This window comes from Pseudoalteromonas sp. MMG012 (assembly GCF_018100875.1).
GTDB classification, from domain to species: domain Bacteria; phylum Pseudomonadota; class Gammaproteobacteria; order Enterobacterales; family Alteromonadaceae; genus Pseudoalteromonas; species Pseudoalteromonas aurantia.
In genome coordinates, this window is sequence record NZ_JAGJEF010000025.1 from 21511 (window position 1) to 45907 (window position 24397).

A 24397-nucleotide genomic window follows, 5' to 3' on the forward strand; every position below is an offset into this window, starting at 1 on the left:
TTGCTCCTTAACGAATTGTCACTAGGTAATCTTCAACTTCACCATAATGGATACGGTTACACGCATTGTCAGAACCACCTCCAGAGTCAGTGGCTACACGCATTAACGTCACTCCTTCTGGCTGCTCAGTCGGAACACTAATTGCAAATTTAAACACTCCGTCTGACGCCGATTTATACACCATTTCTGAGTCTGAAAATTGACCGTCTTGGTCCCAATCAACCCACACTCTTGCCGCAACATAAGAAGGGTATTGCGGCTCTTTATTACCCGGTGTTATCGTCATAGAAGCCTCTCTTCCAGCTGATAACGTAATCACCTTACCTGACACAGCTGTGTAACTGTGGCGTGCCGAGTCATGACTAAAGTCATCAAGCGTTACCTTATCAATCCATTCCCACTCACTATCAAACGCAACATTGTCACAATATGAATTTTTTAAAATGGTCGTCTTTAAAGCAACTGGTACATATTCAGGTGGCATCGTGCTGCATGCATCTGCTACATTCGCCCCAGCATGCCAATTATATGGATTAGTAAAATCTGAATTAGCAAATGTGAGGTATTGCGCATGCCCTTGAGCAAGACGTTCCGGGGATAACCATAACGCCCTTAATTGCGCAAGCTTCTGCTCTTTGCTGATGATATCGGTTGTATCAAACGCACGTTCCCACACCTCAACAAGTAAACCGTCATAGCATTTCTCTAACCAAGCGAATCGACCTTGCGCCTGTTGAACCGTTAACAGATCTCCTAATTCATTATAATTTGCGCTTGTTTCTGATTCTGTGTTCGCTTGAACCGTTGCTGCAATGCACATCAATAATGATGCGGCTATAAGTTGTCTTATCATGATCATATCCTTATTTTAAAACCTGACTAAAGCTGCTGTAATCTCGGTAATAACTCAGGTTTTCAGCCTCGTAATCCAAACAATAACTCCCTTCAGGGTTTTGCTCACAATAATCCACCATATCTGCAAATAAGTTGGCATTACTGCGGCTTGAAGTCTCAATTTCGTGCAGCTGATTTAGCTCCAAAGTGGAAAATTGAGAAGCATAATAGCGTTGTAAGTTTTTGGCTCTACGATAAGTTAACCGTTCTGTTATCCAGCGATTTGTTAACTCTTTTACAACCAGCTTGGTTAAGTAATTTACGGCAACATAACCTTGAGCAGGTACCAGTTGCTGTAACATTGGGCCTGAGTCTTGATAATTCGCAACATATGTATCGGTAATATTGTAATCATCCAATGAATTAAATTGATTGATATAATCGGTTTTCAAATAATTCACTGCAGACTCAAATAATGCAAAACATGGCTCTGGATTTAGTAATGTACACCGCATAATGCCATTAGGAATAATCGTCAATAATCGATTCGGATCACCGCCACTTTGATAACCACTTACGGAGATTTTAATGGATTGCCGCTTACTATCATCGAGCTTTTGAAGCTCACCATTGACTTTCACTTTGCCAATCCAATCAACACTTAAATAGCCACCAATAGACCGTTTATCTTCTTCATTTCGGTAATCAATTTTCATGTTAATAACGACGTTAGACCCATATGCAAAACCGTGAACGAAGCCATCACCTAAGTTGCTTGCTTTATTACCTGGCTCAGCAATAGCCAAGTCTTGCGCGGCCAATGTAGGCTGGTAACCCATTGTTGATGCAGGCATTAACATACGTGATTTGGGCTTAACGGATGAATACACCGTGTAAGTCCCCGTATACTTATCCGCGCTAATATCTTTGGCATAATTGGCGCCAGCATCAATGCGAACAGCCGGAAACTTGAAGCCTGCGTCCACCTTCCCATCAATAAGTTTAAGCGCTTGCTCGTAACCCAAATCGACGCCCACTCTAAAATCAATTTTTGAATTACCTAAATCTTCGACTTCCGCCCCTGTTACTGACTGTAACCCTAGGAAAACCTGGCCCTTACTTTTATAAGCCGTGCCTAGTGGAACTGAGTCAATATTATCGCTACTGTTTGATAATATCTTAGGCTTAGCACCTTCTTCAAAAGAGGGCGTTATACTTGCGGCAAAACTCGCCGTACTGAACAAAGCCAGCAATACTGGGGTATAAACAAAATTTCTCATAATGTCTCTCCGTGTGTTCGGCCCCAAAAATCATCAGAGCCATTCCTTGATTAGCGTAAGCTATTCAAATAATCTTTATGCCAAGTTTCTGGTATGCGATTCAGTACATCTTGCGCTGTTTCAATCACATTTTTGAATTCGTTGTTACTTTGCATTGCTAAATCGCCAACCTGAATCCCATTTGCAAACATGCTAAAAGTTTCCCCTTCCAGCTCGACAGGATCTTTCTTGGTTCGCTTCAAACGCAGGTTATAAACATTGCCATCAAACTTTACCTGCTCAATTTTGCTAATAAATTGCATTGCCCCTTGAGTATGAATATGCTCACCTAGCTGCAAGTCTTTTGCCCATACCGACTCTCCTGATTGCGTAATGACAGGGTGAGACTCAGTTAATAGCAGTGTTTTTCCATCTTTGGTTGTTAGCTGGATCATGGGAATAGCCTCAACGCCAATTGAAATATCAGCAATTTCAAGATTCAACTTTTGAGTCGGATGATATTGACTTGCCCCTAGAACGGTATCGCCAACACTTAATGTTTCTATCGGTAATTGACTGCCATCTGGTAAGGTAATCAGGCTACCTTCAGCCAAGCAGCTATAAACGATTTGCATTTGTGGGTGGTCAGTATTTTCCCAAGACCCCGCTAACCCAGCGGATCCAATAACAATTGTTTCAGCGCGTGGCGTTTGGTTAGGTCGAGGCGCATTATCTACCGCTATATTCATCACCCAATTCGCATCTTGATAGCGACCATAAAGTGATGCGTCACCAAAAACCCCTTGGTTTCGAGGGATATTCCAAGATAACTTAGTCGTGGTACGTCGCCCGACGGTGATGTACTCAACATTGAGGTTGTCAGCAAAGAAGTTCTGTATATCGCTATACTGATCCCCTGAAATAGTCGTTGCCCCACCCCCCTCTTTCGTTTGAATAAAAATATTAGTACCAAAGTCAAGTACAGCTGGCTTTTCAACTTGTCCGCCCGGCACCAACTTGGTTGTACCATCTGGGTTTTCTATTACGTCTAACACACTCCAATCAGAGCGGTAAATACGTGACACTTTGCCAAGCATGGTGTATTCGCCCACAAATGGGATCTTTAACTTAAGCTGATCATTGGGTGTATTAGTTGGGTAAATATTCTCATAATCACAATCGCCGTAATTTCGATTGAGACACACGATAATTTTTTGATCTGGCGTTGTCGGGCCTGCAGCTGAGCGAACATCCCTCGGGTGAGACACATTCGCACCATATGCACCATTCGATGCTCTCAATATATCCATATCGAAGTTTTGCTGTTCAAGTTCAGCTGCTGAACTAACCAACATATCTGGTGCTACGTAACCCAACAGCGCTAATATGGTGTCTTTTGAATATTCTACTTTAGAGTTGCGGTCTTCAACGACTTCTTTACCACTGGCATCCGTATAGATTACAGTCACCCAGGCATCGGCATAAACACGTTCAACCGTTTTCAGTTTTTGTAAGGCATCAGCAACTTTCACTGAAGAGTAAATTGATTTTCGTTTTTTTTCTGGCCCATCCCCAAAATACTCAGCATAGCGCGGCAACGTAATTGAACTGCCCTTTTCATCCACTAATGTAATATCAATAAAAGTATAATCAGTGGTTTTATTCTCACTATTTAACGCAGAGATCACTAAATGCTCTTCATCTGTTCCTGGAAGCGTGAGAACTTCAACTCCCATATGCTTGAAAAATGAACATAAGCTGACACGATGTGCATCACATTCCTCAGCCGTACTTTCAAGACCCTGTGCACCGAAAAACGAAGAAGATGTATACCCTGATTCAAGCTGTTTGTTTATTAAAGAAAATAAGTGTGGGCGGTTGTGTTTATTCAACCCATATTTATTTAATCGATCTTTTAAAGCCTGATTGTTTTCTTTTGTTTTAAGGTTTGTACGTGCAAAACCATGTTCAACATTAAAATACGGCGCAGCGGCAGTCATGGCGATATCTGACTGCGAAGCGTGCGCAGAAATTGAAGCCCCACCTAACGCCAATGCAATAGATAAACTTAAGATTTTCATCTGTTTTCCTTATTATTTTATAACAAAACACATTGAATTTTGAGCTCACGCTCAGGGCCCTTACATCTATCTATGTAAGGACCTTACGGCTATATATGACGGGATAAAATGGTGGCGTTAACGACCTTTCACTGTAATTTCCATATCTTCAACCTCACCATAGTTGAAGTTATTACAGCCATCGTGACCAAATTCAGTCAAAGGATGTTCTTCAAGTCGGACTCGAAGTGTGAAGTTCTTTTTTTGCCACCAATACATGCTGGGTAAAAATATGGCTTGGCTAGCTTTTATTCGACATTGGCCGTTATTGCAGTCTTTGGTGTAGTTACCACTCATATCGAAACTATTAGATTCATCAGAACGAAATACTTTATCTTTGTCTTGGTCAACCCAAACAGTAAGACGTACATCACGATTGTCGCGGCTTAACAGCCTATCGATCGTTGCTTCATTTAATACATTAGATTTGATATCTACATTTAATTCTGCACGGCGTAAAAACTCGAGGTTAGTTGCATGCTTTTTATAACCAGTATTATTTGTACCTGACGCATTTGCGATGAGATTACGGTTGTGAATAGATGTCCATACATGCATTTCATCAATATATAACGCTTGCGCATTGTTTGACGTAGTGATTCTGCTTTTACACTCTGATGGGGCAGTCAGTATTATATCCTGAGTCACTTCATCTGTTTGCCCACTGCCATCTTGGTAAGTAACTCGCAGTGACACTCGATAAGTTCCATTTGTTAACGGATAGCTCACCGTTTCAGGCTGCTCATTATGGCTCGTTTGGTTATCATGCCCGAATTGCCAATAGTAACTCGGTTGACGAACCTTATTTACTTGAGAAGTATTGATAAACTTAATCTGGTTATTCGCCAACAACTGGTAGCTAAAACTTGCTTGTATCGGAAGTTCAGGCACATCAACGTCCGTTTTCACATCAATTACTTGAGATGCTTTTGCATATCCACACGTATCATAGAATGTATATTTCCCCCCAAATGATAATCGCATCAAGCCAATACCTGCGGTTGTTTTATCTTTTAGTTTAAAACGCACTTGTCCATTATTAATCACTTGATTCTCTATGATTAGTTCATTCGATGAAAACAAACCATCACGGTTATTATCAAATAATACCGACACGAGTTTACCATTGAGCGTATTGTCAAATTGCAATTGCTGTTCACTATGCTTATTCATAAGTAGAGTAGGCGTCAGGACACTTTGGTAAGGTTGATGCGCTAAGGGCACGCTCTGCGCGTTGATAGATAGTGAAGACAACGGAGAGTTTCCTTGTGCAAGCGTTGGTGCACATGCGGCTTTCACAGCTCGACTAAAATAATGCCTAAAGCCCACCAACTTTGTATTGTCTGTTTTTGTGACTGTGAGCTTAAACCGAATAAGTTCATCAATATTTAAAACGCGCGAGCGTTGTAAGAATGGGTGAATAGCTGAATTGTTACTTTTTTGCCAACGTTCATTAGTGCCATCACCCCACTCAACCTCGATCTCTTTTATATCCGTGGCAGCAATACTATTTAAAGTATAACTAACGGTGTCGTAATGCATCGCACTATCAAATTCTAATGACGAAAGTTGTGTGTTATTCGCAACAATTCCTACCGAGTGCAAAGTGTTATCTATTTGTGCTGTTACTTCACCCTCTGTGCCTATGTGACTAAAAAACCGCGCTTGGTCAATCAAACACATACCAGCATCTTGCACCGATGCGCCGGTAAAAAAACAATTTACGTTGGCTCGAAGAAATAACTTAAATCCATCTTGAATACTCCAACCTTGCGTTTTTACCAATTCATAAAAGGCTTTTCTAAAAACACCCGCTGTACTATATATCGACTGACTCGGTTCGTATGACTTAAAGTGGTCAATGCTCTTGCCATCCCAAGAAGGCATCTCAAAATACCGAGCTCCCGTGTCTTCATATAAGACATCCCAGCCGTACCACCATTTTCGATTACCATCATGACTTGTAACCTGATCCACTGATTTGTTTTTAAAAGCGGTTGATTGACGGTATGAACCCCGAACATATTGTGAAAAATAATCGAACACTGCCACGCTTGCAATATCTGAAAACGCTTCATTCAATGCACCATCTTGACCGCTGGCATTTAACTGGCTATTCCAAAATGTTACTGCATGACTGACCTCATGAGCCACTATATCTAAGGTTGTATGGTAGTAATGTGTTCCCCCATAATTCCCTGTGCCGTAATTCACATGGGAATCGTCCCAATTGGCTTGCGAGTTACCATACGTGTTGTTGCCTACATTCTGTAATAATTGCTTTAAACAAAAGCCCGTTGCCTCACAGGTAGACCCTTGATCAGGGAACATCTCTGTTAAAAGTTGGTGGTAATACTGCATCACTAGGCCAGCATTAAAGTGAGCATCATTTAAGCCTGAGTAGCTGTAGTAATCATAATACTGATTGTCTATTGTTTCCTTATCAAAATTCTCATTTGAGTTACTACATTGATAACTGGCTGCTTTTGTTTTGTCAGCGATATAATCGATGGTCTTTACGTAAGGGTTTTCTAGCGCACAATTTCCCTGCTCTTTAGTGACAATGAACGGGTATCCTGAGAATGCACTAAAAAGACTTACATTATTATCTGTAAACAATACCTCAGCAGCTGCGACATCGGTTGCTTGAAACTTGTAAGATAAGCAATTGTTCATACTCATTGGAGCTGGAGAATAACAAACCGCCCCTAATTTCTCATTACCGCCAATTCCTCCTCCAGCAATCAACTCTGCTTGAGGATTTAACCCATCAATATCATTATCTTTTCGGATCACTTTTAGAGTTTCTGCGTTTATAATGAAGTTTACTCGCCGCTCAGGTGTGTGCACTCGTGCAACAAAAACAGCTTGGAGTTCGTTCTCATCCAACATGAACGCCTTACTAAATGACAGTTCATTTGTGAACGGGATCCCATCCGCAATAAACTGCTTTGTTAAAGTATGCTTAATTTGAGTTTCGGTTAAACGAAATATATCCGGTATAGAGGTAGCGAATTCTTCTTCAGCAATAATAGCACTACCTAGACCTTGTTCGATATCGCCTAGTTTATCGACTAATAGAACAAAGCGACTGTCTAAAACGGGAATATTGCCAACATATACTTGATAGTGCTGATAACGATTATTGGCACCAACGGTCTTCATCGCTCGATAATTAATAGTGAGCTCTGACAGACTTTTCTCTGCTTTTAAAGCCATATTGGACTGAACAATTTTTTTCTGTACTTGTGCCCAAATATGACTTTGGTTCATTAAATTCTGCTGCTCTATTGCATGACTACCAAATGCAATACTCATCAAGCCACTAATAGCGGATATCGAAAGCGTATTCATCCTAACTCCTTTACACAGATGTGATAAATAAAGAAATACACACAGCAAACAATTGTGAATATTTTATTTAGAGTAATGGATCGAATTTAACATTAAAATAACAATAAAGTATGGGAGTAGCACAAATAACCAGCAAGAACTTGATCTAACTGGTTATTTAAAAAACAAAAAATTAACATTTTCGGGTTTATGAACGAGAATTTTGACGATTAGAATATAAATACCAAAAAAGTATTAAAAGAGTTTTTACTTCAACTATTTTCCTGAAGAGTGACTAGTGGCCACCATAATGTGCAGCGCCTCGAGCAATGTAGCGGAGCTGCCAAATCAAACGTTCTGTTAATTCACTAAGTTGTTGACTATCTTGATCTAATGCATCAGCTCCCGCATTAAAAACTAAAATAACCATTGCTTCTGCTTGCATGTACGCATGGTTTTTATTGCATGGCGTTTCAGATTCTAGATAGTGTGCAAGCTCTAACGTAAAATGCTTAATTTCTCTCGCAACTGCAGCTCGAAACGCTTTAGACGTGCCTGAGCGTTCTCTGAGCAATAATCTAAACTGGTTACTTGATGTATCAATAAATTCCATAAAGGTTTGCACTGAGGTATTTATGACACTGCCACCGTTTGCTATTCGTCGCCTAGCTTGACGCATCAACTGGCGCAATGTAAGACCAGCTTCATCCACCATGGTTAACCCTAGTTCATTCATATCCTTAAAATGGCGATAAAAAGAAGTGGGGGCAATACCTGCTTCACGTGCGACTTCACGTAAACTAATATTTGAAAAACTGTGTTCCGCACTTAACTGGTTAAAAGCGGCTTCTATCAGCGCTTGTCGAGTTTTTTGTTTTTGCTGCGCACGTACACCTGACATTTTTCATTCCATATATAATTAGTTCAAACATTGTAGAGTCTAATACTTGACGGCAGCAGAATGAAATACTATTTTAGCGTACAAGTGTACGCTGAGATTTAAATAATGAAAAAACCGCCGATTATTTGGACAAATGTGCTGTTCTTTAGCATCACCTTTTTGGCTGCCATCACATTGGTACCCTGGTATGGCTATGAATATGGCTATACCGCAACACATTGGGCTGTATTCACAGCTTGTATGTTCTATGCTGGACTATCTATTACTGCTGGGTACCATCGCTTATGGGCTCATAAGGCTTATGATGCACACCCCGTGATACAATGGATATTCGCAATAGGCGGAGCTTTTGCACTGCAAAACAGTGCCTTGCATTGGAGTAGTGATCATCGAGTCCACCATGGTCAAGTCGATGACCCAATCAAAGATCCCTATGCAGCAACCAATGGGTTTTGGTATAGCCATATAGGGTGGATGCTTCGTGATCATCAAGGTGAGAGTTATGGAAATTACAGTAATGCCCGTGATTTACAACGTAACAAAATCGTGATGTTCCAGCATCGCCATTATTTAAAGCTCGTACTCGCAACTAACCTAGGTATTCCATTGTTACTGGGTGTGCTTGTAGGTGATATTATTGCAATGCTACTATTGGCGGGAGTATTAAGGTTAGTGCTGAGTCAACACTTTACCTTCTTCATCAATTCACTGGCGCATATCTGGGGCTCTCGACCCTATACTGAGAAAAATACCGCGCGTGATAATGGATTTTTAGCGTTATTCACCTATGGAGAGGGTTATCATAACTTTCATCATATTTTTGCAAGTGATTATCGCAATGGCATTCGCTGGTATCATTACGATCCAACGAAATGGATGATCCGGACAATGGCTGCTTTGGGTCTAGCTTATAAACTTAAACGGACCCCTGTAGAGCGAATTGAAAAAGCCAAAGCGGAAACGTTACTACTTAAAACAAAAGTACGCTTAGCAAAATTGCCTTTGGCGCAAGATAAGCTTACATTGTTACAACAAGAGTATGACTTGCTTCTAAAAAAACTGCAGACATTTTGTGTCGCGCAAAAAGCACTATTAGAAGCCAAAAAAGATTCCATGCGCGTGCAGTGTGATAAATCACTGCTCGCAACGCAGTACCAAGAGCTCGAAGCTGCTTGGCACGAGCAAAAACAAGCATGGCTAGCATTAAATGCGAGGCTGCTAAAACCGTCATTCAACGTTTAGCGGAGTTTCACAGCCTCTTTAGTCTAACGTTGAGGAGAGGCTGTGACTAAACAACAAAGTTCCCCTAAAGAAAAAGAAGTAAAAAGCTACCAGTATGACGCAATCATCATTGGCACGGGGCCCGGTGGTGAAGGCGCAGCAATGAATCTATCTAAAAGCCAACAGCGCGTCGCCGTTATAGAGCGCCAGCAAGCTGTTGGTGGAGGCTGCGTGCACTGGGGAACAATACCTTCCAAAGCGCTACGTCATTCAGTAAGTCGCTTAATAGAATATAAAGCCAATCCTCTATATCGTTTCACAGAGAAACCACAACGCCATACATTTCAAGATATTTTGAATCATGCCAGTACCGTTATTTCAAAGCAATCTAACCTGCGCAGTAGCTTCTACGATAGAAATCGAATTCATTTATATCAAGGCGATGCCAGTTTTATCGATGCACACACGATAAAAGTACAACATGATGATGGCTCTCAAGAAGTATTAACAGCGCAAACAATTGTGATAGCTACAGGCTCTCGCCCCTATCGCCCTCCCGAAGTGGATTTTACACATTCTCGTGTTTATGACAGTGATACTATATTAAGCTTAAAGCACAATCCGCAACGTGTCATTATCTATGGTGCAGGTGTCATTGGCTGTGAGTATGCTTCTATTTTCAAAGGGCTCGGTGCAAAAGTAGACTTAATTAATACCCGAGATCGACTGCTTGCCTTTATGGATGCAGAGATATCTGATGCACTCAGTTACCACTTTTGGAATAGTGGTATCGTTATTCGTCACAACGAAGAATTTGCTACCGTAGAGGGAAGAGATGACGGCGTAATATTGCATTTGAAATCAGGAAAGCGTGTTAAAGCAGACTGTATTTTATTTGCCAATGGTCGTACCGGTAACACCAACGATTTAAATCTGGCTGCTGTAGGATTAAAAGCTGATGGAAGAGGCCAGCTCAAGGTAAATGGGAACTATCAAACTGACATTGATAATATTTATGCCGTTGGCGATGTAATCGGTTATCCGAGTCTAGCTAGCGCTGCTTTTGATCAAGGCCGAATTGCAGCCCATGCAATCGTGCAAGGCGATAGTGCCGATAAGTTGATTATTGATATCCCGGCTGGAATTTATACAATCCCTGAAATGAGCTCTGTCGGTAAAACTGAACAAGAGCTCACCGTGGCAAAAATACCCTATGAAGTTGGTAGAGCGCAATTTAAACACTTAGCGCGTGCGCAGATCACGGGCACCGAAGTCGGCAGTTTAAAGCTGCTATTCCATGCGGAAACCAAAGAATTATTAGGTGTACACTGCTTTGGTGAACGAGCGTCTGAAATTGTTCATATTGGACAGGCAATTATGGAACAAAAAGGCGCGGGTAATAATGTCGAATACTTTGTTAATACCACTTTTAACTACCCCACAATGGCAGAAGCCTATCGGGTGGCAGCCCTTAATGGATTAAATCGGTTATGTGATTAGCCCACCAGCGCCAGGGTATACCTGGCGCGCATTTTAATACACACGCTAAAACTGGTACTTTGCAGTCGCTCTATAAAGGGTTTCTTGCTGTTGTGCATCACGACCTACAGGCGGCCGGAATTCAGCGCGAGTATCTAAATATTGCCACTCAACTCCTAACTGCCATTGTTTACTCAGCTGTTTGCGAATATTGAAAGTAACAGCCTGTGTGTCACTATTATTGGGGTCAAATTCCCAGAAATCTTTATCGATTACTTTAGATTGTTCCAGCCTGCCACTCACTCTATAATTCTGCCATGTATGGCTGAGCATCACAAACCAGCTATTAAAATCATTATCTACGCCTCTGCGCGCGCCCATAGCCGTGTTACCAACCATAGCTTGCATAATGACTTGAGTCTGTTTTGATAGCTTACTACGCCACGCTAAACTCCAAAATTTAGTGTCCCACGCATATTGCTGTGTGTTGCGATTGAGCACAGATGGGTCACCATTGTTATCATACCAATACAACCGCAATGTGTGTTTTTTCAAATACCCAATATGCGTACCCAAGTAATAACCAAAGCGTCCATCCACTTCACTGAATGGCTCTACATACTGACCTTGGTGCGCCAATTGCGGTGCCATAAGTGCATACAAAGGAGCAAATTGGACCCGCTCATTAATCACTGACTGCCTGTCATGAGGCGTAAAACCACGCCAAGCTACTAGCGTACCCGCAGGATCATTACCTTTATAAAGCGCCCCTAAAAAACTGATATCATATTTGCTGCGAAACCGCCTAGCTGGACGCTTAATTTCAAACTCAGCACCAAACGTGCGTACTTCTTCCCCTATCCAAGCATTAATGGCGGAATACTGATAAGTATAAGGAGAAGACCAACCTAAACTGGGGTTTTCAAGCGACATACGAGGATAAAAGGCACCAATACGAGACCTAAACTGATATCGTTTTGAAAGAGGTTGATAATTGACATAAGCTTCAGTAAAACCAAGCTTATCATTTTGGTCAGGGACATATTGTGCAACAGCATGACCAGACCATGCAGAACTCAAATCAACGCGACCTTCGAGTACACCTCTGGAAATATTAAGTACCTTGCTTTGCGTACCAAAACGACTCATCCCCCAACCACCCGCGGTCCACGATTTTTGTTCACTGCGATCATGCGCACTTATTTCAACCAAGCCGTGTAGCTGCCCCTCAACTGCATAAGATTGATTAGCAAACAGAAAAAACAAGCTGCCAATCACTGTGACCCTTTTATTCATAGCCATCCGTTTCATCCGTTAAAAAGTCCAATTTATCAAGCAATGGTTGTTGTAATTGGTACTGTATTTTCTGATTAGTTTGCACAATGTTCAGCTGTTTTGACTCTGGTTTATCTAAATTCTCATAGCGTTCATGCCAAACTTGCAGCGTCGTTGTGCCTAACTGATTTTCCATCACTGGTAAGTTAACCTTGCCATTGATGTCAGTTAAACCAAATACCCCTGAGTTCACCACCAAAATGTAACCCAGCATCCAGTCATGAATATTACAGCCAAGCTCCACAACACCAGTCTGAGAAAAGGTGATCGGGGCTTGGGGCTTATCGCGATATAGCTTTAATTCAAATGCTTTGGGTTCTGAGAAAGAATATACATGATGTAAAATTGAATCAAAATTAGGAAAATCAACCTTGGCCCCTTGCGGCACAATTAAAGCGTGCGGCGTGAAGTTTCGATCTTTTTGTCCCATATTATATTGTTGTGAAAGTGAGATATCATTTACTGACCATTGCTTCCCCTCAAGCCACACTGCCGCACCGACTAAAGGTTGGCCTTGTGTATCCTTCACTGTCAACTCTAATGCTTGGCAAGAAAATCCTAGCCAACACAATAACCCTATAAATTTTTTCATCTTTTACCAATTTTTATGTGTGAAATCGCTGATATTTTAGTATAGGTTATCTATACACAAATTCGTATTTTTACACCCGAATATAAACAGACCGGTACAACCAAACTTATCATTCATTATGAATACGTATGCAAGCTATTCATCCTGAAATTGCAGCGCAGTATGCTAACCCTACCTCACCACTAACATGCTTAACTAGGAACCTGTTATGCGTTTACTCACGTCGTTATCATTAACTGTTAGCTTATTATCGTGTACTGCTTTTGCTACCGTACACTCTGTAAGTTCACCAAATAATAATATTGCTTTTTCTATCTCTGATGAGCAGGGGCCACCCACTTATAGCGTCTCCTTCAACAATAAAAAAATCATTAACGACTCCAAACTTGGTTTTGATTTTCAGCATCACCCAGCGATGCGCAGCAACCTAGCGATAGCTAAACATAACAAGAACAGTGCACACCATCAATGGCAGCAGCCGTGGGGAGAGGCACGTACAATCACTGACCATCATAACGAATTAAGCGTAGTGCTGAAGGATAAAACGACGCAAGATATTGCATACATACTGCGCGTGCGCGCATTCGATGATGGTATCGGCTTTCGATATGAAGTCAATAAACCCAATGCTCGCTATATTACTCGTGAATTAACAGAGTTTAATTTCGCAGATGCGCACAATAGCACGGCTTGGTGGATACCTGCACGCGGGTGGAATCGCTATGAGTATACCTATAACACCACCACGTTACCTAAAGCAAGCCATGTACACACACCATTTACCCTTAGAAATGCCGATGGCGTTCACGTCAGTGTTCATGAAGCAGCCCTTATTGACTATGCAGCCATGACACTGAATCAACGTCGTCCAGGGACATTCGTTACTGACTTAACTCCTTGGTCTGATGGTGTTGCAGTCAAAACCAATGGTCAATTTAAAACACCATGGCGTACTATTCAAATTAGTAATTCAGCGACTGGCCTCTTAAATTCACATTTAATTCTAAATCTAAATGAGCCAAACAAACTGGGAGACGTTTCATGGGTCAAACCAGGAAAATACCTTGGTATCTGGTGGGGCATGCATATTGGTAAAAACACCTGGGGCAGTGGCGCTAAGCATGGCGCGACAACTCAAAACACAAAAGCGTATCTCACCTTTGCAGCTGAGCATGGCTTTGATGGTGTGTTAGTCGAAGGGTGGAACCTAGGTTGGGATGGTGATTGGTTTTCTAATGGCGATGTATTCAGCTTTACCAAAGCTTATGATGACTTTGACATTAATGCCATAGCTGAGCATAGTCAAAAAGTGGGGGCTCGGCTTATTGGCCATCATGAGACCTCAGGGAGCGTCAGTAATTATCGAACACAAATGGAAGCGGCCTTCAAACTCTATCAACAAACAGGTGTTCATCAAGTAAAGACCGGTTACGTTGCGGATGGAGGCAACATCAAGCGTATAGACGAACGAGGTAATGCGCGTTTTGAATGGCATGACGGTCAATTCATGGTGAATGAGTATTTAGCTAATGTGACACTCGCAGCCAAGTATAAAATCAGCATAAACACACATGAACCGATAAAAGATACGGGGTTACGTCGTACCTACCCCAACTGGTTAGCGCGCGAAGGAGCCAGAGGGCAAGAGTTTAACGCTTGGGGAACACCTCCAAACCCGCCTGAACATACGACTTTGCTTGCTTATACCCGTATGCTCGCAGGGCCTATGGACTTTACGCCTGGCATTTTTGACATGAGTTTTAATGGTCTGGGTGAGAACACTAACCGACCTCAAACCACACTCGCTAAGCAACTCGCTCTGTACGTAGTTTTATATAGCCCCATTCAAATGGCGGCAGATTTACCTGTTAACTATCTCGCTAAGCCCGATGCTTTTCAGTTTATTAAAGATGTCCCAACCGATTGGGAGCAAAGTATTGCCTTAGCGGGTGAAGTGGGTGATTACGTTGTTTTTGCAAGGCAAGAAAGGAAACGAGGTAATTATAGTGGCAACGACTGGTACCTTGGTGCAATTACTGATGAGCAGGCCAGAACACACACGGTTAAATTGAACTTTCTAAGTGAAAACACCCAATATGAAGCTCATATTTATCAAGATGGAAAACAGGCCGAGTGGAAAAATAATCCATATGATATACAAATCAATAAGCAAATCGTTACCGCAAAAGACACGCTGACCTTAACGCTCGCCCCCAGTGGCGGTACCGCTATCCGTTTTAAAGCATTATAATCACGTTGTTATGCATGAGGTAACACCTCATGCATTTTGCTTGCTCCACACGCTACATTGAAGAAATACGCTCCAATAGCCTTCGCTGAACTCACTCTTCTATTATCGGCGCTTCTTTTAAATTTTATCCCTTCACTATCAAACAATAATAAGTCTCATAGAAGTGGTAGTATTGCTATAGTTACAATGTAAGCTCTCATCATTGTACGATGACATATTAAAACTAACAAAGGACGCTGATAATGGCAAAGAAGACCTTAAATTTCACCGTAGAACCGAAAGATAATGGCAAAAACTGGACGATTAGTGACGCTAACGAAAAACCAGCTGAAGAAACACGCATAAACGTACAAAACAACATTCAGACAATCGTACTTAAATACACACTGACTCAAGCAAGTACAGCTGACTGGAAATTCGCAGAAAACGGAACTTTGTTTGTTCATGCCCAAGATAACTTCAATTATCAATTAGATAGCGAAACACATTCCAACGGACATGAACTAACAGTTAACATTACTGCAATTCAAACCGGTGCAACGATTCCTGAAGAAGTCCTGCACCTCATGTTAGAGAATCCGAATACGGCGTTAAAAGTTGACCTGTCTGATAAAACAGAATATGCCGTAGATTTCAGGATTGTCGCCAAAAAAGCCGGAGATGCAGCGGAGGTGCGACACTTTTCACAAGACCCTAGAGTCGTGATCATTGATGTCGAAGTCCCTTAACTTACAATTACAGCAAGTGACACCTTTGAGCAAGTTGCTGCTCTCTATTGAGCAATGTAATAAACGCAGCTTCATCGCATAGTCGGTCAAACCAGCTAAGTTGATAAAAAATAGGGGCTAATCCAGCATTAATACTTTGTTCAATGGCAATAACTGCTGATTTAGGCTCATTAGCCAAAACAGACACAAGTGCTGACGAGAATAAATAGTCAGCCTTGTTTTTATGCCCTTCATACAGAGACTGCAATACCTTTAATGCGTCTATATGTTTCCCCAAATGTGCCAATGCTTGTGCGCGATCAAGTAACTTGGTGTACTCTTGAGTTGACGCAGTAATTACCAATATCTCTCTATAGTAACTATGCGCGGCTTCTTTTTTTCCTTGTAATAGTAATGTATCAGCAAGCCCTAAAAGGTATAAAGTATGTTCCGGTGCATGCTTAACCGCATGTCGAGCATAAGCTTCTGACTGCTGATATTGCTGTTGAAGTGTGGCAATGGTTGCCAAGTTAGAGTAACTTTCTAAGTCATTAGGAACAGCTTCAATCACTTGCTGGTACAAAAGCAATGCTCTACTTAATTGACCTGTGAGCAATGATAAATCAGCTCTTAAGCGTATGGCACGGCTATCTTCAGGTGCCAACTCAGCCACTTTATCCAAATGCACTAGCGCATTCTCATAGTCGCCTAAATACGTGTATAAAATAGAAATATTGCGCAACAGAGTTAATGTTGGTCGCAGTTTATTAGCCTGCAAAAAGTAATCGATAGATTTTTCAAACGCTTGGCTTCGCTTATAATAAACACCTTTCAATGTCAGCTTTTCATAGTTATCGAAATCATAATTATCGAGTTTTGTCAGTAATGCTTCGGCTTCTTTTACCTTACCCGAGGCTTGTAACAGCTCTAAAGAACCTGAAAGATAATTCAAGCTCTGTCTGTATTGCGCAGGTGCTGAGTCTAAAATGTTTATAGATAGCTTTAACACAGCCTGGTCATCTGTCTTTCTAAAATACTTAATAGTCGCAGACTTAAGTAAGTTATAAGCGGGATAAAAATCTGGTGAACGTAAGATGATCTTGCGTAATGCAGCTAAAATGTCTTCATTGCTTTTACCTTGCTGAGTAACCATCGTCATCAAAGAAAAGTACTCATTGTAATCCTCAGCCGCAATCGTATTACTTACACTCTTGTTCTGACTTGTAATAACCTGTTGCAAACTTTGCATCATAGCCGTTAGGAATTTAGAAGGGCTATCAACAGCCACAGAGAAATGATCACTCGCAACCGTGTTAAATGATTCAACATCAATCACATCAAACTCTACTTCACATGCATACACAGTACAGCGTGCATTGGGCAACAGTAATATTTCAGCCTGCAGTGCTTTGGCTATTGCTCGTAAATCATTATTTTTTGGATCTTGTCGATAAAGTTGCATAACATGACGAATTTCGCGAGCAGGAATGACGGAATATCGTTCATCCGTAATAAAAGTCTGTTCAATAGCGTTTTTTAAAGTTGATTCAACAACTTGTTTTTGCGCGCGTAATTCGCCGGTATTATCACTAAACTCTACAGGTAATGCGGCAACATACACTTTAGGTAAATGGGTATACCATAACCAAGTCCCTAACCCCAATATACCGCAGAGACAACATACCAACGAAGCTGTCTTCCACCGTCTGTTGATTGGTTGTTTTCTCCCAGACAAATCAGGTATCGGTTGAGTAACACCACTTTGCTCATAACTTACCGTACTCATAATTTGTTTAAGCTGTTGAATAATTTCAATACAGCCGCTGGGTCGTTCTGTTTTTTTAAATTGCAATAAATGATCTATCAGCTCAGCTAATTCAATAGGAATACCCAGCATATTGCGGGCATTAAAATTTAATGCCCGCGTTTTAACCTCTTCTGCAATGCCTTTATCATCACAGGTTTTAGCTTGTGTGGTGTAAGGGTGGCTTCCTGTCAGTAGTTGATAAGCCAGTAATCCAAAAGAAAACAAATCACTGCGCATATCTAAAGGCTCTTGCCTCAACTGTTCTGGAGACATGGCTGTTAAACTACCGAAGCTACTTGGGCTTGAACTTGACTCGGTACCCACTAACTGAGATATACCAAAATCAACTATTTTGGCCGTTTTCGATTCATTAATCAGAATATTGGAAGGTTTAAGATCTAAGTGTAAAATATTTTGTTGGTGAGCACTGTGAAGTCCTTCTGCAATATCAATGAGCAGGGAGAGTTTCTCTTCGAGTAAAACATTATTTTCCTGAACATAATTATTTAATGTCGCACCTTGTACGTACTCCATTTCAATTGCAAATTCATTTGAAAGTTTCCTGACATTATAAACCTGTACAATATTACTATGATTCAGCTTAGCGAGTAAGCGTGCTTCTGCCACTATATCTTCATAATTGTGCTCAACCTGCTTAATTACCTTAAGTGCAACACGTCTCCCCAAATTTTTATCTGTAGCTAAAAATACATGACTCATGCCCCCTTCACCAATAGGAACAATATCAGTATAGTATTCATTAAAATTCTTCACTACAAATCTTACCCAATCAATAAATGCAACAGTGTATCTTGATATAATTATGATGCCTAACTATTTAATCCTAGTAAAATATTATATCTCATTAACTTTTTAAGCTGTACACATGGTGTGGAATACCCTTCGTGCGTTACACGACCTCAAGTACCCACACATAAACAATCGGCTTACCATTTTTATAGCTCACTTTAATGTCAATCAAATCCCCACTGACAACTTGATTCACTGAAAATTGCGCTTCAGATAATAAATAGTGACCATTCTCAAAACTAATATTTACCTCAGAAGTCACTGTAACTCCTTTGACTTTAGCCAGTTCGATTAACGCATCTTTAATAGCATAATCAATGGCCGTACTGAGTAATGTATCTGCCGTCATCGTTCCCATTTCACCAAAGTTCCCCAAGGCGATAGCACGGCCTTGATAGTAAGGTTGCGATTTCCAATCAGCAGCTAGCTTAAAACGGTGAGGTATAAGTCGTTGTACCTCATATTGTGCAACGAAGGTGTTACCATACGTACATGATCGCGTGTGTAGAAGTGGAGTAGACAGACGCTCAGCTGTTACCTCTCCAGAACGAGAGCGCTTGATGCTATGCACAACCTCCCCAGACAAATCTTGATATAACTCTGTTTGAGTATCAATCACCTGAACATTAGCTGTATCGAGTAAACTGGCAATAATACCCGCATTTCTTTCACTTTCAGCTAGTTGTTCATGTGGTATGGCAGTAAAGTAACTGACTGAGGTAATCGTATTTTGGTCTGTACTACACAACCACTGAGGTGAACAAGTGTCAAAATTGCAATGCGTTTCAGAACAAGATAATGGTAATTCGACCGCCGAGCCTATAAACGCATAACTGTATATTACTGCCTTAGTTACGTAAACAGGAACAAACGTCACAGCGTGTCCACTACTAAGCGAAATTACCATATGGTCTTGCGCCGTTACATCCGAAAAATCTTGATCCGTTAGGCTAATTTTGTGGAAATGTGCAAGCTTACGCAACGCTGTTTTTCTGCTTGCTCTGATTGCAAGTTGACCATATGCATTCAATACTGCACTTGTTCCAATAAACCCCCGCACATTGTCCGACACAGGTGTCTGTAACCAACAAGGTAAGGTATCAGGTCCTAAGTCAGTCTCATTGTTTACGCGCTCAAGTCTGTCGTTACTAGTACCCGTCGTATTTTGACAACCAACCAATAAGCAAGTCACCCCTCCCCAAATAGCAGCATGCACCCTGATTAATTTCATCTATACTTTCCTTGTATTATCCATCTCAATCTCACTTTAAATACCATCTACCATATATGGACAATAAAATAGATTAACACGGTCGTATAACGGAGAATCACTGTTCAATAACGCTCTATAATATGTTTACACTGGTCAAGTAGTATACTAAGTGCATAGAAAACTAATCACCACCATGACTGATCTTATCTCAATAAAATATGATCTGATCAATTTAGCCGATGAGAAACGGCAAAAAATTCTTACTAAATTTTCGCTTCACGACTAATTTCAAAACTAGATACATAAAATATGAAATGTTAAAACTCGACAACATACAACCCACAACAGCAATAAACAACAACAAAACACACACCATATAAAAGAGCAAACCACTTCATTAACCAAAACCAAACAAATAAAGATCGTATTTTAAGCAGCTTAACAAAGTCGCGGTAAATTCATTCGAATGTTGCAAACCAATAAAAACCAATAGGTATCACAACAACATATAAAGTTATCTACGGAGTAAAAGGATCTTTGATCTTGTTCTTCTCATCATTAGTTCAAGAAGTCCAGCGAATCTCAGCAAGTAAAATTGATGAGTATTTAATCAAATCCGCTATACTTCAGATTTATGCTTTATCACCTTATTGACGCACCTATAGAGTGTTGTAATGCACCAAATCCAAACGAAAAATGGCATCGTGATTAGCTATCAAGATTTCGGACATAAAAAAGCTCCCGCTGTTATTTTGATTATGGGGCTAGGCGCACAAATGACCGTTTGGCCTAAAGAGTTTTATCTCGGGTTAGTTGATAACCATTTTCGGGTTATTTTATTTGATAATCGAGATGTCGGTTTATCTAGTCAATTTGATGAATATGGATGCCCGAGCCTCTTTGATACATGGATCAATAAATATTTTTCTCTCGGCAAGCCTGCGCCATATACATTAGAGTGCATGGCTGATGATGTATTAAATCTTATGAATGAATTAACCATCTCACGCGCCCACCTGGTTGGGGCGTCTATGGGTGGCATGATAGCGCAAATTATCGCGGCCAAGCATAAACAAAAAGTCATCAGTCTTACTTCTATTATGTCAACACCCGGTACCTTCCATTTGACGACAAAAAGCATCGTAGCTTTACTCAAGTTACTCCCCCAGCATCAAACTACATCAACACACGACAAAGCCATTGAATACAATGTTAAATTAAACCAAACTATTGGCAGCCAACGTTTTTTACCTGATAATGTTACGTTGCGTCACAATGCAACAACACAAGTAAACCGCGCATACAACCCCAACGGAATAAAGCGTCAATTACTCGCTATTGCCGCAACCGGCAATAGGTCTCAGCTATTGAAAAAAATAAAGGCACCAACACTTGTGATTCATGGCAGTGAAGACCCAATATTTCCCATCAAAGCGGCGCTACAGACAGCACAATTGATCCAAAAATCAAAATTAAAAATCGTAACTGGATTAGGTCATGACTTTCCGCCTGTTTTAATGGCACAAATTGTACAATGGATCACTAAGCATATTAATAAAGCAGAAAATAAACGTATAAAGAAACAGCTGAACAAACTCACTAAATAACCTCAGCTCTGGATAAGCGAATTTGCCCAATAAAGCTATTTTTCTCACTCTCGGCGTTGCTTTCATTTGTAATAGCCCGCTATTACTACATAAAAGCGCCTTGATATTGAACAAAATATCATCATTGGATTGGACGTAAGTTTGTTTTCAAAACATTTTCTATTCCAAAACCCTTATCCAAACCTGAGGTTAAATAAATAGATCTTACGCCGACGTTATACATTGCAATTAATAACGTCTGCCAATGTCATGCCAAGCATGATGTGCGAACAGTTAGTAATATTGACTAATAGTTCGCTAATTTGATTCAATTAATAAGAGAGGGTAAACAGCAAAGTATTGATTTTATTTAATTAAATAACTGGTGTTAATATTGCAGTACATAGGAATATCAGTGTAATTACAGCGCATCAGGGAGCAAGTCATGCCAGTGTCAGCAAGTGATCGACCATTAGAGAAAGTAAAAGAAGAAGTCATTGACCAATTAATTTTAAACTATAGCCATGGTGAAATCTCAGCTGATGCATTCGAGCGCCGCCTAGATCAAGCCTATGCCTGTAACGACCAAGTCGCACTGATGGCATTGGTGGCAGATCTCCCACTACAAACAGATCCGAGATATCACACAGAAAAAGCATCACGTATGCAACCTAAGTTTACTGCTTCAAGTAACAGTGATGCACCGTTAACCATTAGGTCTATTTTAAGTTCAGATCAACGTTCTGGTGAATGGATTGTCCCCAAAGAAATTACCATTAACAATTACTTCGGCAGTACAGAGCTGGATTTTAGAAATGCTATATTCACGCACCCTGATGTCATTATTAACGTGAACAGTGTTATGGGTAGTGATGAGTTTATCGTATCCGAAAATATTGATGTCATCACATGTACAACTAATATAATGGGCTCAGTGAGTAATAATAAACCGAACCTTGCCGCTACGAATTTAACCACGCAACGACCTCGACTTCATATTCAAGGCAAAGTGATCTTAGGCAGTATCGACATCCGAATCAAGCAATCGATAAAACAACAAGTCACGCAATTTGCCAATGGTTTAAAAGACCTATTTAACGACGAAAGAAATAACCGTAAATCCCATTAAAACCTCGTCAGATGTGTCCTGTTGATTCAGTGTACGGGACACATCAATTAAATTACTTATGTTTTGCATATACCATATGAATATGCATCCAAGCGTTCACTGCCAATCAAAAAGTGAGAGCGCAATAGACCTTCTCTTTGCATACCCAATTTTTCCATTAACCGCCAAGATGCGGTGTTATCAACCGCACAAACCGCCACGATCTTCATTACTTTTAGCTCTGAAAATAATGATTCGATAAGCATACTCACGGCCTCAAATGCATAACCAAAGCCGATAAAGTCTTTATTGAGTCGATACCCAATTTCCCCAACTAAGCTCGGTTTGTTAACATACTTGAACATCAACTCACCAATAAGCTGCTGCGTATCTTTTTTGGTAATTGCCAATGCTAAACGTTGATTTTCTTCACCCAACCAAGGCTCACAGTTTTCACGTAAACGCGCTTGTGCTTGTGCTAGTGTTAAAGGCTCACCAATGTAACGAGACGTTTCAGGACAACTTCGATGTGCATAACTCGCCTTTAAGTCTTCTAGAATCATGGGTCTCATCAATAACCTTGAGGTTTCGAACTTCATACTGTACTCCGTAATATTCTACCTGAAATGTCTTTTAATCTGCGGTATAAAACAAGCTCTCTTGGTAACAATTTCACCCAAGCTAGCACTAATAAACTCGCCACCGTTAACGTGATCCACGCTAGGTCATGTATAGAGTGAATAATATAAGCATTACAGCCCACAGCAAGCAGTGTAAATACCAATAACTCACAAGCCCCAACCAGTGCATTGACACTCCCAGCCTGCGCCAAATAGTGAAGCCCAATCAGTTGCATATAGGCCGCAAAATAGCCACCAAACACCACCATCGTAAAACCATATCCCAATAACGTGCTGAGCAAACCAAAAGGTAAGAGCAAATAACACAATGCGCTTAGCAAAAGTAATGGCCAAAATAGTGCAAATAAAACGACTTCGTTTAAATACTGGTGCAAGCACTTACTAATAAACGCACCGATTAACAAACCACTCATTGGCAACATCATCATTGTGCCAAACTGCTGCTCTGTTAATGCAAGATGTTGCTGTAATAAAAATGGAAAATACAATTGCGTAGTCAAATATATAAACGTGGGTAGCCACTTAAATGATGCTATAGCGATAAATTGAGCATCATTTAATAGCTGCCAGTAAGTTTTCACCATTTTATATGGGTGTACTGAACGACCGGTGACCCTTTGCTGATTTGCAGGTAAAATCCACCAGCCCAAAGTTGCCACCATAAAAAAATACGATGCTAGGATCCAAGCAAGACTCTGCCAGCTGATTAAAGTACTGAGCGTCCCTCCAAGCCAAGGTGCTAATACAGAAACACCGCTGGCGGCCAGCGCTAAAGTCGCCATGGCACTTTTTAAATGTGCACCACTTAATGTTGCTGCGAGCAGCGTACGACTTATCAATAATGGGGCAGCTGCGCCTATACCTTGTAAGACCCTGCCGAGCGAGAATATTTCCGCTGTAGTTGCTAATGCACAACAGACTGTGCCTATAATAAAAATACCTTGCCCAATTAAAAAAACGGGTCGGTCACCAAACCGGTCTCGTAAAGGGCCTACGACTAATTGTGCGATGCCCAAACAAATAAAATAGCCAGTGATCATCGCTTGGCTTTGGCTTTGACTTAACGATAAACTGTGCGCTATTTGTGGTAAAGCAGGCAAAAATATTTGGCTGGCTAACTGCGAACACGATAGTAATAAAATCGCCAATACAAGCATACATCCCCCACATTTCTTTTATGCTAAGTCCACTATAGGCTTT

General features: G+C 40.8%; 17 protein-coding genes. 6 read left to right on the plus strand and 11 right to left on the minus strand.

The features are described 5' to 3' along the window. Positions 1–7: 7 nt before the first annotated feature. The 5 genes from J8L97_RS10625 to fabR form a co-directional block, all read right to left on the minus strand. Entirely contained in the window at positions 8–853 is an 846-nt protein-coding gene (locus tag J8L97_RS10625) for a GEVED domain-containing protein (RefSeq protein WP_211049519.1), read from the minus strand. Positions 854–863: 10 nt separating this feature from the next. Next, a complete protein-coding gene (locus J8L97_RS10630; RefSeq protein ID WP_211049522.1) occupies positions 864–2114 on the minus strand; it encodes a hypothetical protein in 1251 nt (416 codons plus the stop codon). 50 nt (positions 2115–2164) lie between these two features. Then, on the minus strand, positions 2165–4174 hold the full coding sequence (locus tag J8L97_RS10635) for a Hint domain-containing protein (RefSeq protein WP_211049525.1): 2010 nt from the start codon (positions 4172–4174) through the stop codon (positions 2165–2167). A 117-nt stretch (positions 4175–4291) separates the two neighbouring features. Beyond that, complete coding sequence (locus J8L97_RS10640) at positions 4292–7567, minus strand: M4 family metallopeptidase (RefSeq protein WP_211049528.1); 3276 nt, start codon at positions 7565–7567, stop codon at positions 4292–4294. A gap of 274 nt (positions 7568–7841) precedes the next feature. After that, a complete protein-coding gene (fabR, locus tag J8L97_RS10645; protein WP_192506238.1) occupies positions 7842–8447 on the minus strand; it encodes an HTH-type transcriptional repressor FabR in 606 nt (201 codons plus the stop codon). 105 nt (positions 8448–8552) lie between these two features. On the opposite strand from fabR, the gene J8L97_RS10650 reads away from it, so the two are divergent. Together J8L97_RS10650 and sthA are read left to right on the plus strand one after the other, a co-directional pair. Further along, positions 8553–9689 carry a fatty acid desaturase gene (locus J8L97_RS10650; protein WP_210997854.1) on the plus strand — a complete coding sequence of 379 codons (1137 nt, stop codon included), beginning with the start codon at positions 8553–8555 and terminating at the stop codon, positions 9687–9689. A 42-nt stretch (positions 9690–9731) separates the two neighbouring features. Then, positions 9732–11168, plus strand: coding sequence for a Si-specific NAD(P)(+) transhydrogenase (sthA, locus tag J8L97_RS10655; RefSeq protein ID WP_211049531.1), 1437 nt, complete (start codon positions 9732–9734; stop codon positions 11166–11168). 45 nt (positions 11169–11213) lie between these two features. Here sthA and J8L97_RS10660 read toward each other — a convergent pair whose 3' ends face one another. Together J8L97_RS10660 and J8L97_RS10665 are read right to left on the minus strand one after the other, a co-directional pair. Beyond that, positions 11214–12443 (minus strand): OprO/OprP family phosphate-selective porin, encoded by a 1230-nt coding sequence (locus J8L97_RS10660; protein WP_247688638.1) that lies wholly within the window; start codon positions 12441–12443, stop codon positions 11214–11216. Beyond that, positions 12436–13074 (minus strand): methylamine utilization protein, encoded by a 639-nt coding sequence (locus J8L97_RS10665; RefSeq protein ID WP_210997851.1) that lies wholly within the window; start codon positions 13072–13074, stop codon positions 12436–12438. Before J8L97_RS10665 ends, J8L97_RS10660 begins: the two co-directional genes overlap by 8 nt. A 208-nt stretch (positions 13075–13282) precedes the next feature. On the opposite strand from J8L97_RS10665, the gene J8L97_RS10670 reads away from it, so the two are divergent. Both J8L97_RS10670 and J8L97_RS10675 read left to right on the plus strand, forming a co-directional pair. Continuing rightward, complete coding sequence (locus J8L97_RS10670; RefSeq protein ID WP_211049536.1) at positions 13283–15325, plus strand: glycoside hydrolase family 97 protein; 2043 nt, start codon at positions 13283–13285, stop codon at positions 15323–15325. A gap of 242 nt (positions 15326–15567) precedes the next feature. Beyond that, positions 15568–16053 carry a hypothetical protein gene (locus J8L97_RS10675; RefSeq protein WP_211049538.1) on the plus strand — a complete coding sequence of 162 codons (486 nt, stop codon included), beginning with the start codon at positions 15568–15570 and terminating at the stop codon, positions 16051–16053. Between the two features lie 7 nt (positions 16054–16060). On the opposite strand, the gene J8L97_RS23960 is transcribed toward J8L97_RS10675, so the two are convergent. Both J8L97_RS23960 and J8L97_RS10685 read right to left on the minus strand, forming a co-directional pair. Further along, positions 16061–18613 carry a serine/threonine-protein kinase gene (locus J8L97_RS23960; RefSeq protein WP_211049540.1) on the minus strand — a complete coding sequence of 851 codons (2553 nt, stop codon included), beginning with the start codon at positions 18611–18613 and terminating at the stop codon, positions 16061–16063. A gap of 136 nt (positions 18614–18749) precedes the next feature. Next, positions 18750–19880, minus strand: a complete 1131-nt coding sequence (locus J8L97_RS10685; protein WP_211049542.1) for a hypothetical protein — start codon at positions 19878–19880, stop codon at positions 18750–18752. Positions 19881–20536: 656 nt separating this feature from the next. Between J8L97_RS10685 and J8L97_RS10690 the strand changes: the two genes are divergently transcribed. Together J8L97_RS10690 and J8L97_RS10695 are read left to right on the plus strand one after the other, a co-directional pair. Continuing rightward, on the plus strand, positions 20537–21469 hold the full coding sequence (locus tag J8L97_RS10690; RefSeq protein ID WP_211049544.1) for an alpha/beta fold hydrolase: 933 nt from the start codon (positions 20537–20539) through the stop codon (positions 21467–21469). A 424-nt stretch (positions 21470–21893) separates the two neighbouring features. Further along, a complete protein-coding gene (locus tag J8L97_RS10695; protein WP_211049546.1) occupies positions 21894–22577 on the plus strand; it encodes a LiaF domain-containing protein in 684 nt (227 codons plus the stop codon). A gap of 56 nt (positions 22578–22633) precedes the next feature. Here J8L97_RS10695 and J8L97_RS10700 read toward each other — a convergent pair whose 3' ends face one another. Then, positions 22634–23155, minus strand: a complete 522-nt coding sequence (locus J8L97_RS10700) for a GNAT family N-acetyltransferase (protein WP_210997844.1) — start codon at positions 23153–23155, stop codon at positions 22634–22636. Then, positions 23152–24354, minus strand: a complete 1203-nt coding sequence (locus tag J8L97_RS10705) for an MFS transporter (RefSeq protein ID WP_211049548.1) — start codon at positions 24352–24354, stop codon at positions 23152–23154. Before J8L97_RS10705 ends, J8L97_RS10700 begins: the two co-directional genes overlap by 4 nt. Positions 24355–24397: the final 43 nt, after the last annotated feature.

Bases quoted from the DNA above. Each gene is read 5' to 3' on its own strand.
- J8L97_RS10625 (WP_211049519.1), bottom strand. From the start codon at position 853: ATGATAAGACAACTTATAGCCGCATCATTATTGATGTGCATTGCAGCA.
- J8L97_RS10630 (WP_211049522.1), bottom strand. From the start codon at position 2,114: ATGAGAAATTTTGTTTATACCCCAGTATTGCTGGCTTTGTTCAGTACG.
- J8L97_RS10635 (WP_211049525.1), bottom strand. From the start codon at position 4,174: ATGAAAATCTTAAGTTTATCTATTGCATTGGCGTTAGGTGGGGCTTCA.
- J8L97_RS10640 (WP_211049528.1), bottom strand. From the start codon at position 7,567: ATGAATACGCTTTCGATATCCGCTATTAGTGGCTTGATGAGTATTGCA.
- fabR (WP_192506238.1), bottom strand. From the start codon at position 8,447: ATGTCAGGTGTACGTGCGCAGCAAAAACAAAAAACTCGACAAGCGCTG.
- J8L97_RS10650 (WP_210997854.1), top strand. From the start codon at position 8,553: ATGAAAAAACCGCCGATTATTTGGACAAATGTGCTGTTCTTTAGCATC.
- J8L97_RS10660 (WP_247688638.1), bottom strand. From the start codon at position 12,443: ATGAATAAAAGGGTCACAGTGATTGGCAGCTTGTTTTTTCTGTTTGCT.
- J8L97_RS10665 (WP_210997851.1), bottom strand. From the start codon at position 13,074: ATGAAAAAATTTATAGGGTTATTGTGTTGGCTAGGATTTTCTTGCCAA.
- J8L97_RS10670 (WP_211049536.1), top strand. From the start codon at position 13,283: ATGCGTTTACTCACGTCGTTATCATTAACTGTTAGCTTATTATCGTGT.
- J8L97_RS10675 (WP_211049538.1), top strand. From the start codon at position 15,568: ATGGCAAAGAAGACCTTAAATTTCACCGTAGAACCGAAAGATAATGGC.
- J8L97_RS10685 (WP_211049542.1), bottom strand. From the start codon at position 19,880: ATGAAATTAATCAGGGTGCATGCTGCTATTTGGGGAGGGGTGACTTGC.
- J8L97_RS10690 (WP_211049544.1), top strand. From the start codon at position 20,537: ATGCACCAAATCCAAACGAAAAATGGCATCGTGATTAGCTATCAAGAT.
- J8L97_RS10695 (WP_211049546.1), top strand. From the start codon at position 21,894: ATGCCAGTGTCAGCAAGTGATCGACCATTAGAGAAAGTAAAAGAAGAA.
- J8L97_RS10700 (WP_210997844.1), bottom strand. From the start codon at position 23,155: ATGAAGTTCGAAACCTCAAGGTTATTGATGAGACCCATGATTCTAGAA.
- J8L97_RS10705 (WP_211049548.1), bottom strand. From the start codon at position 24,354: ATGCTTGTATTGGCGATTTTATTACTATCGTGTTCGCAGTTAGCCAGC.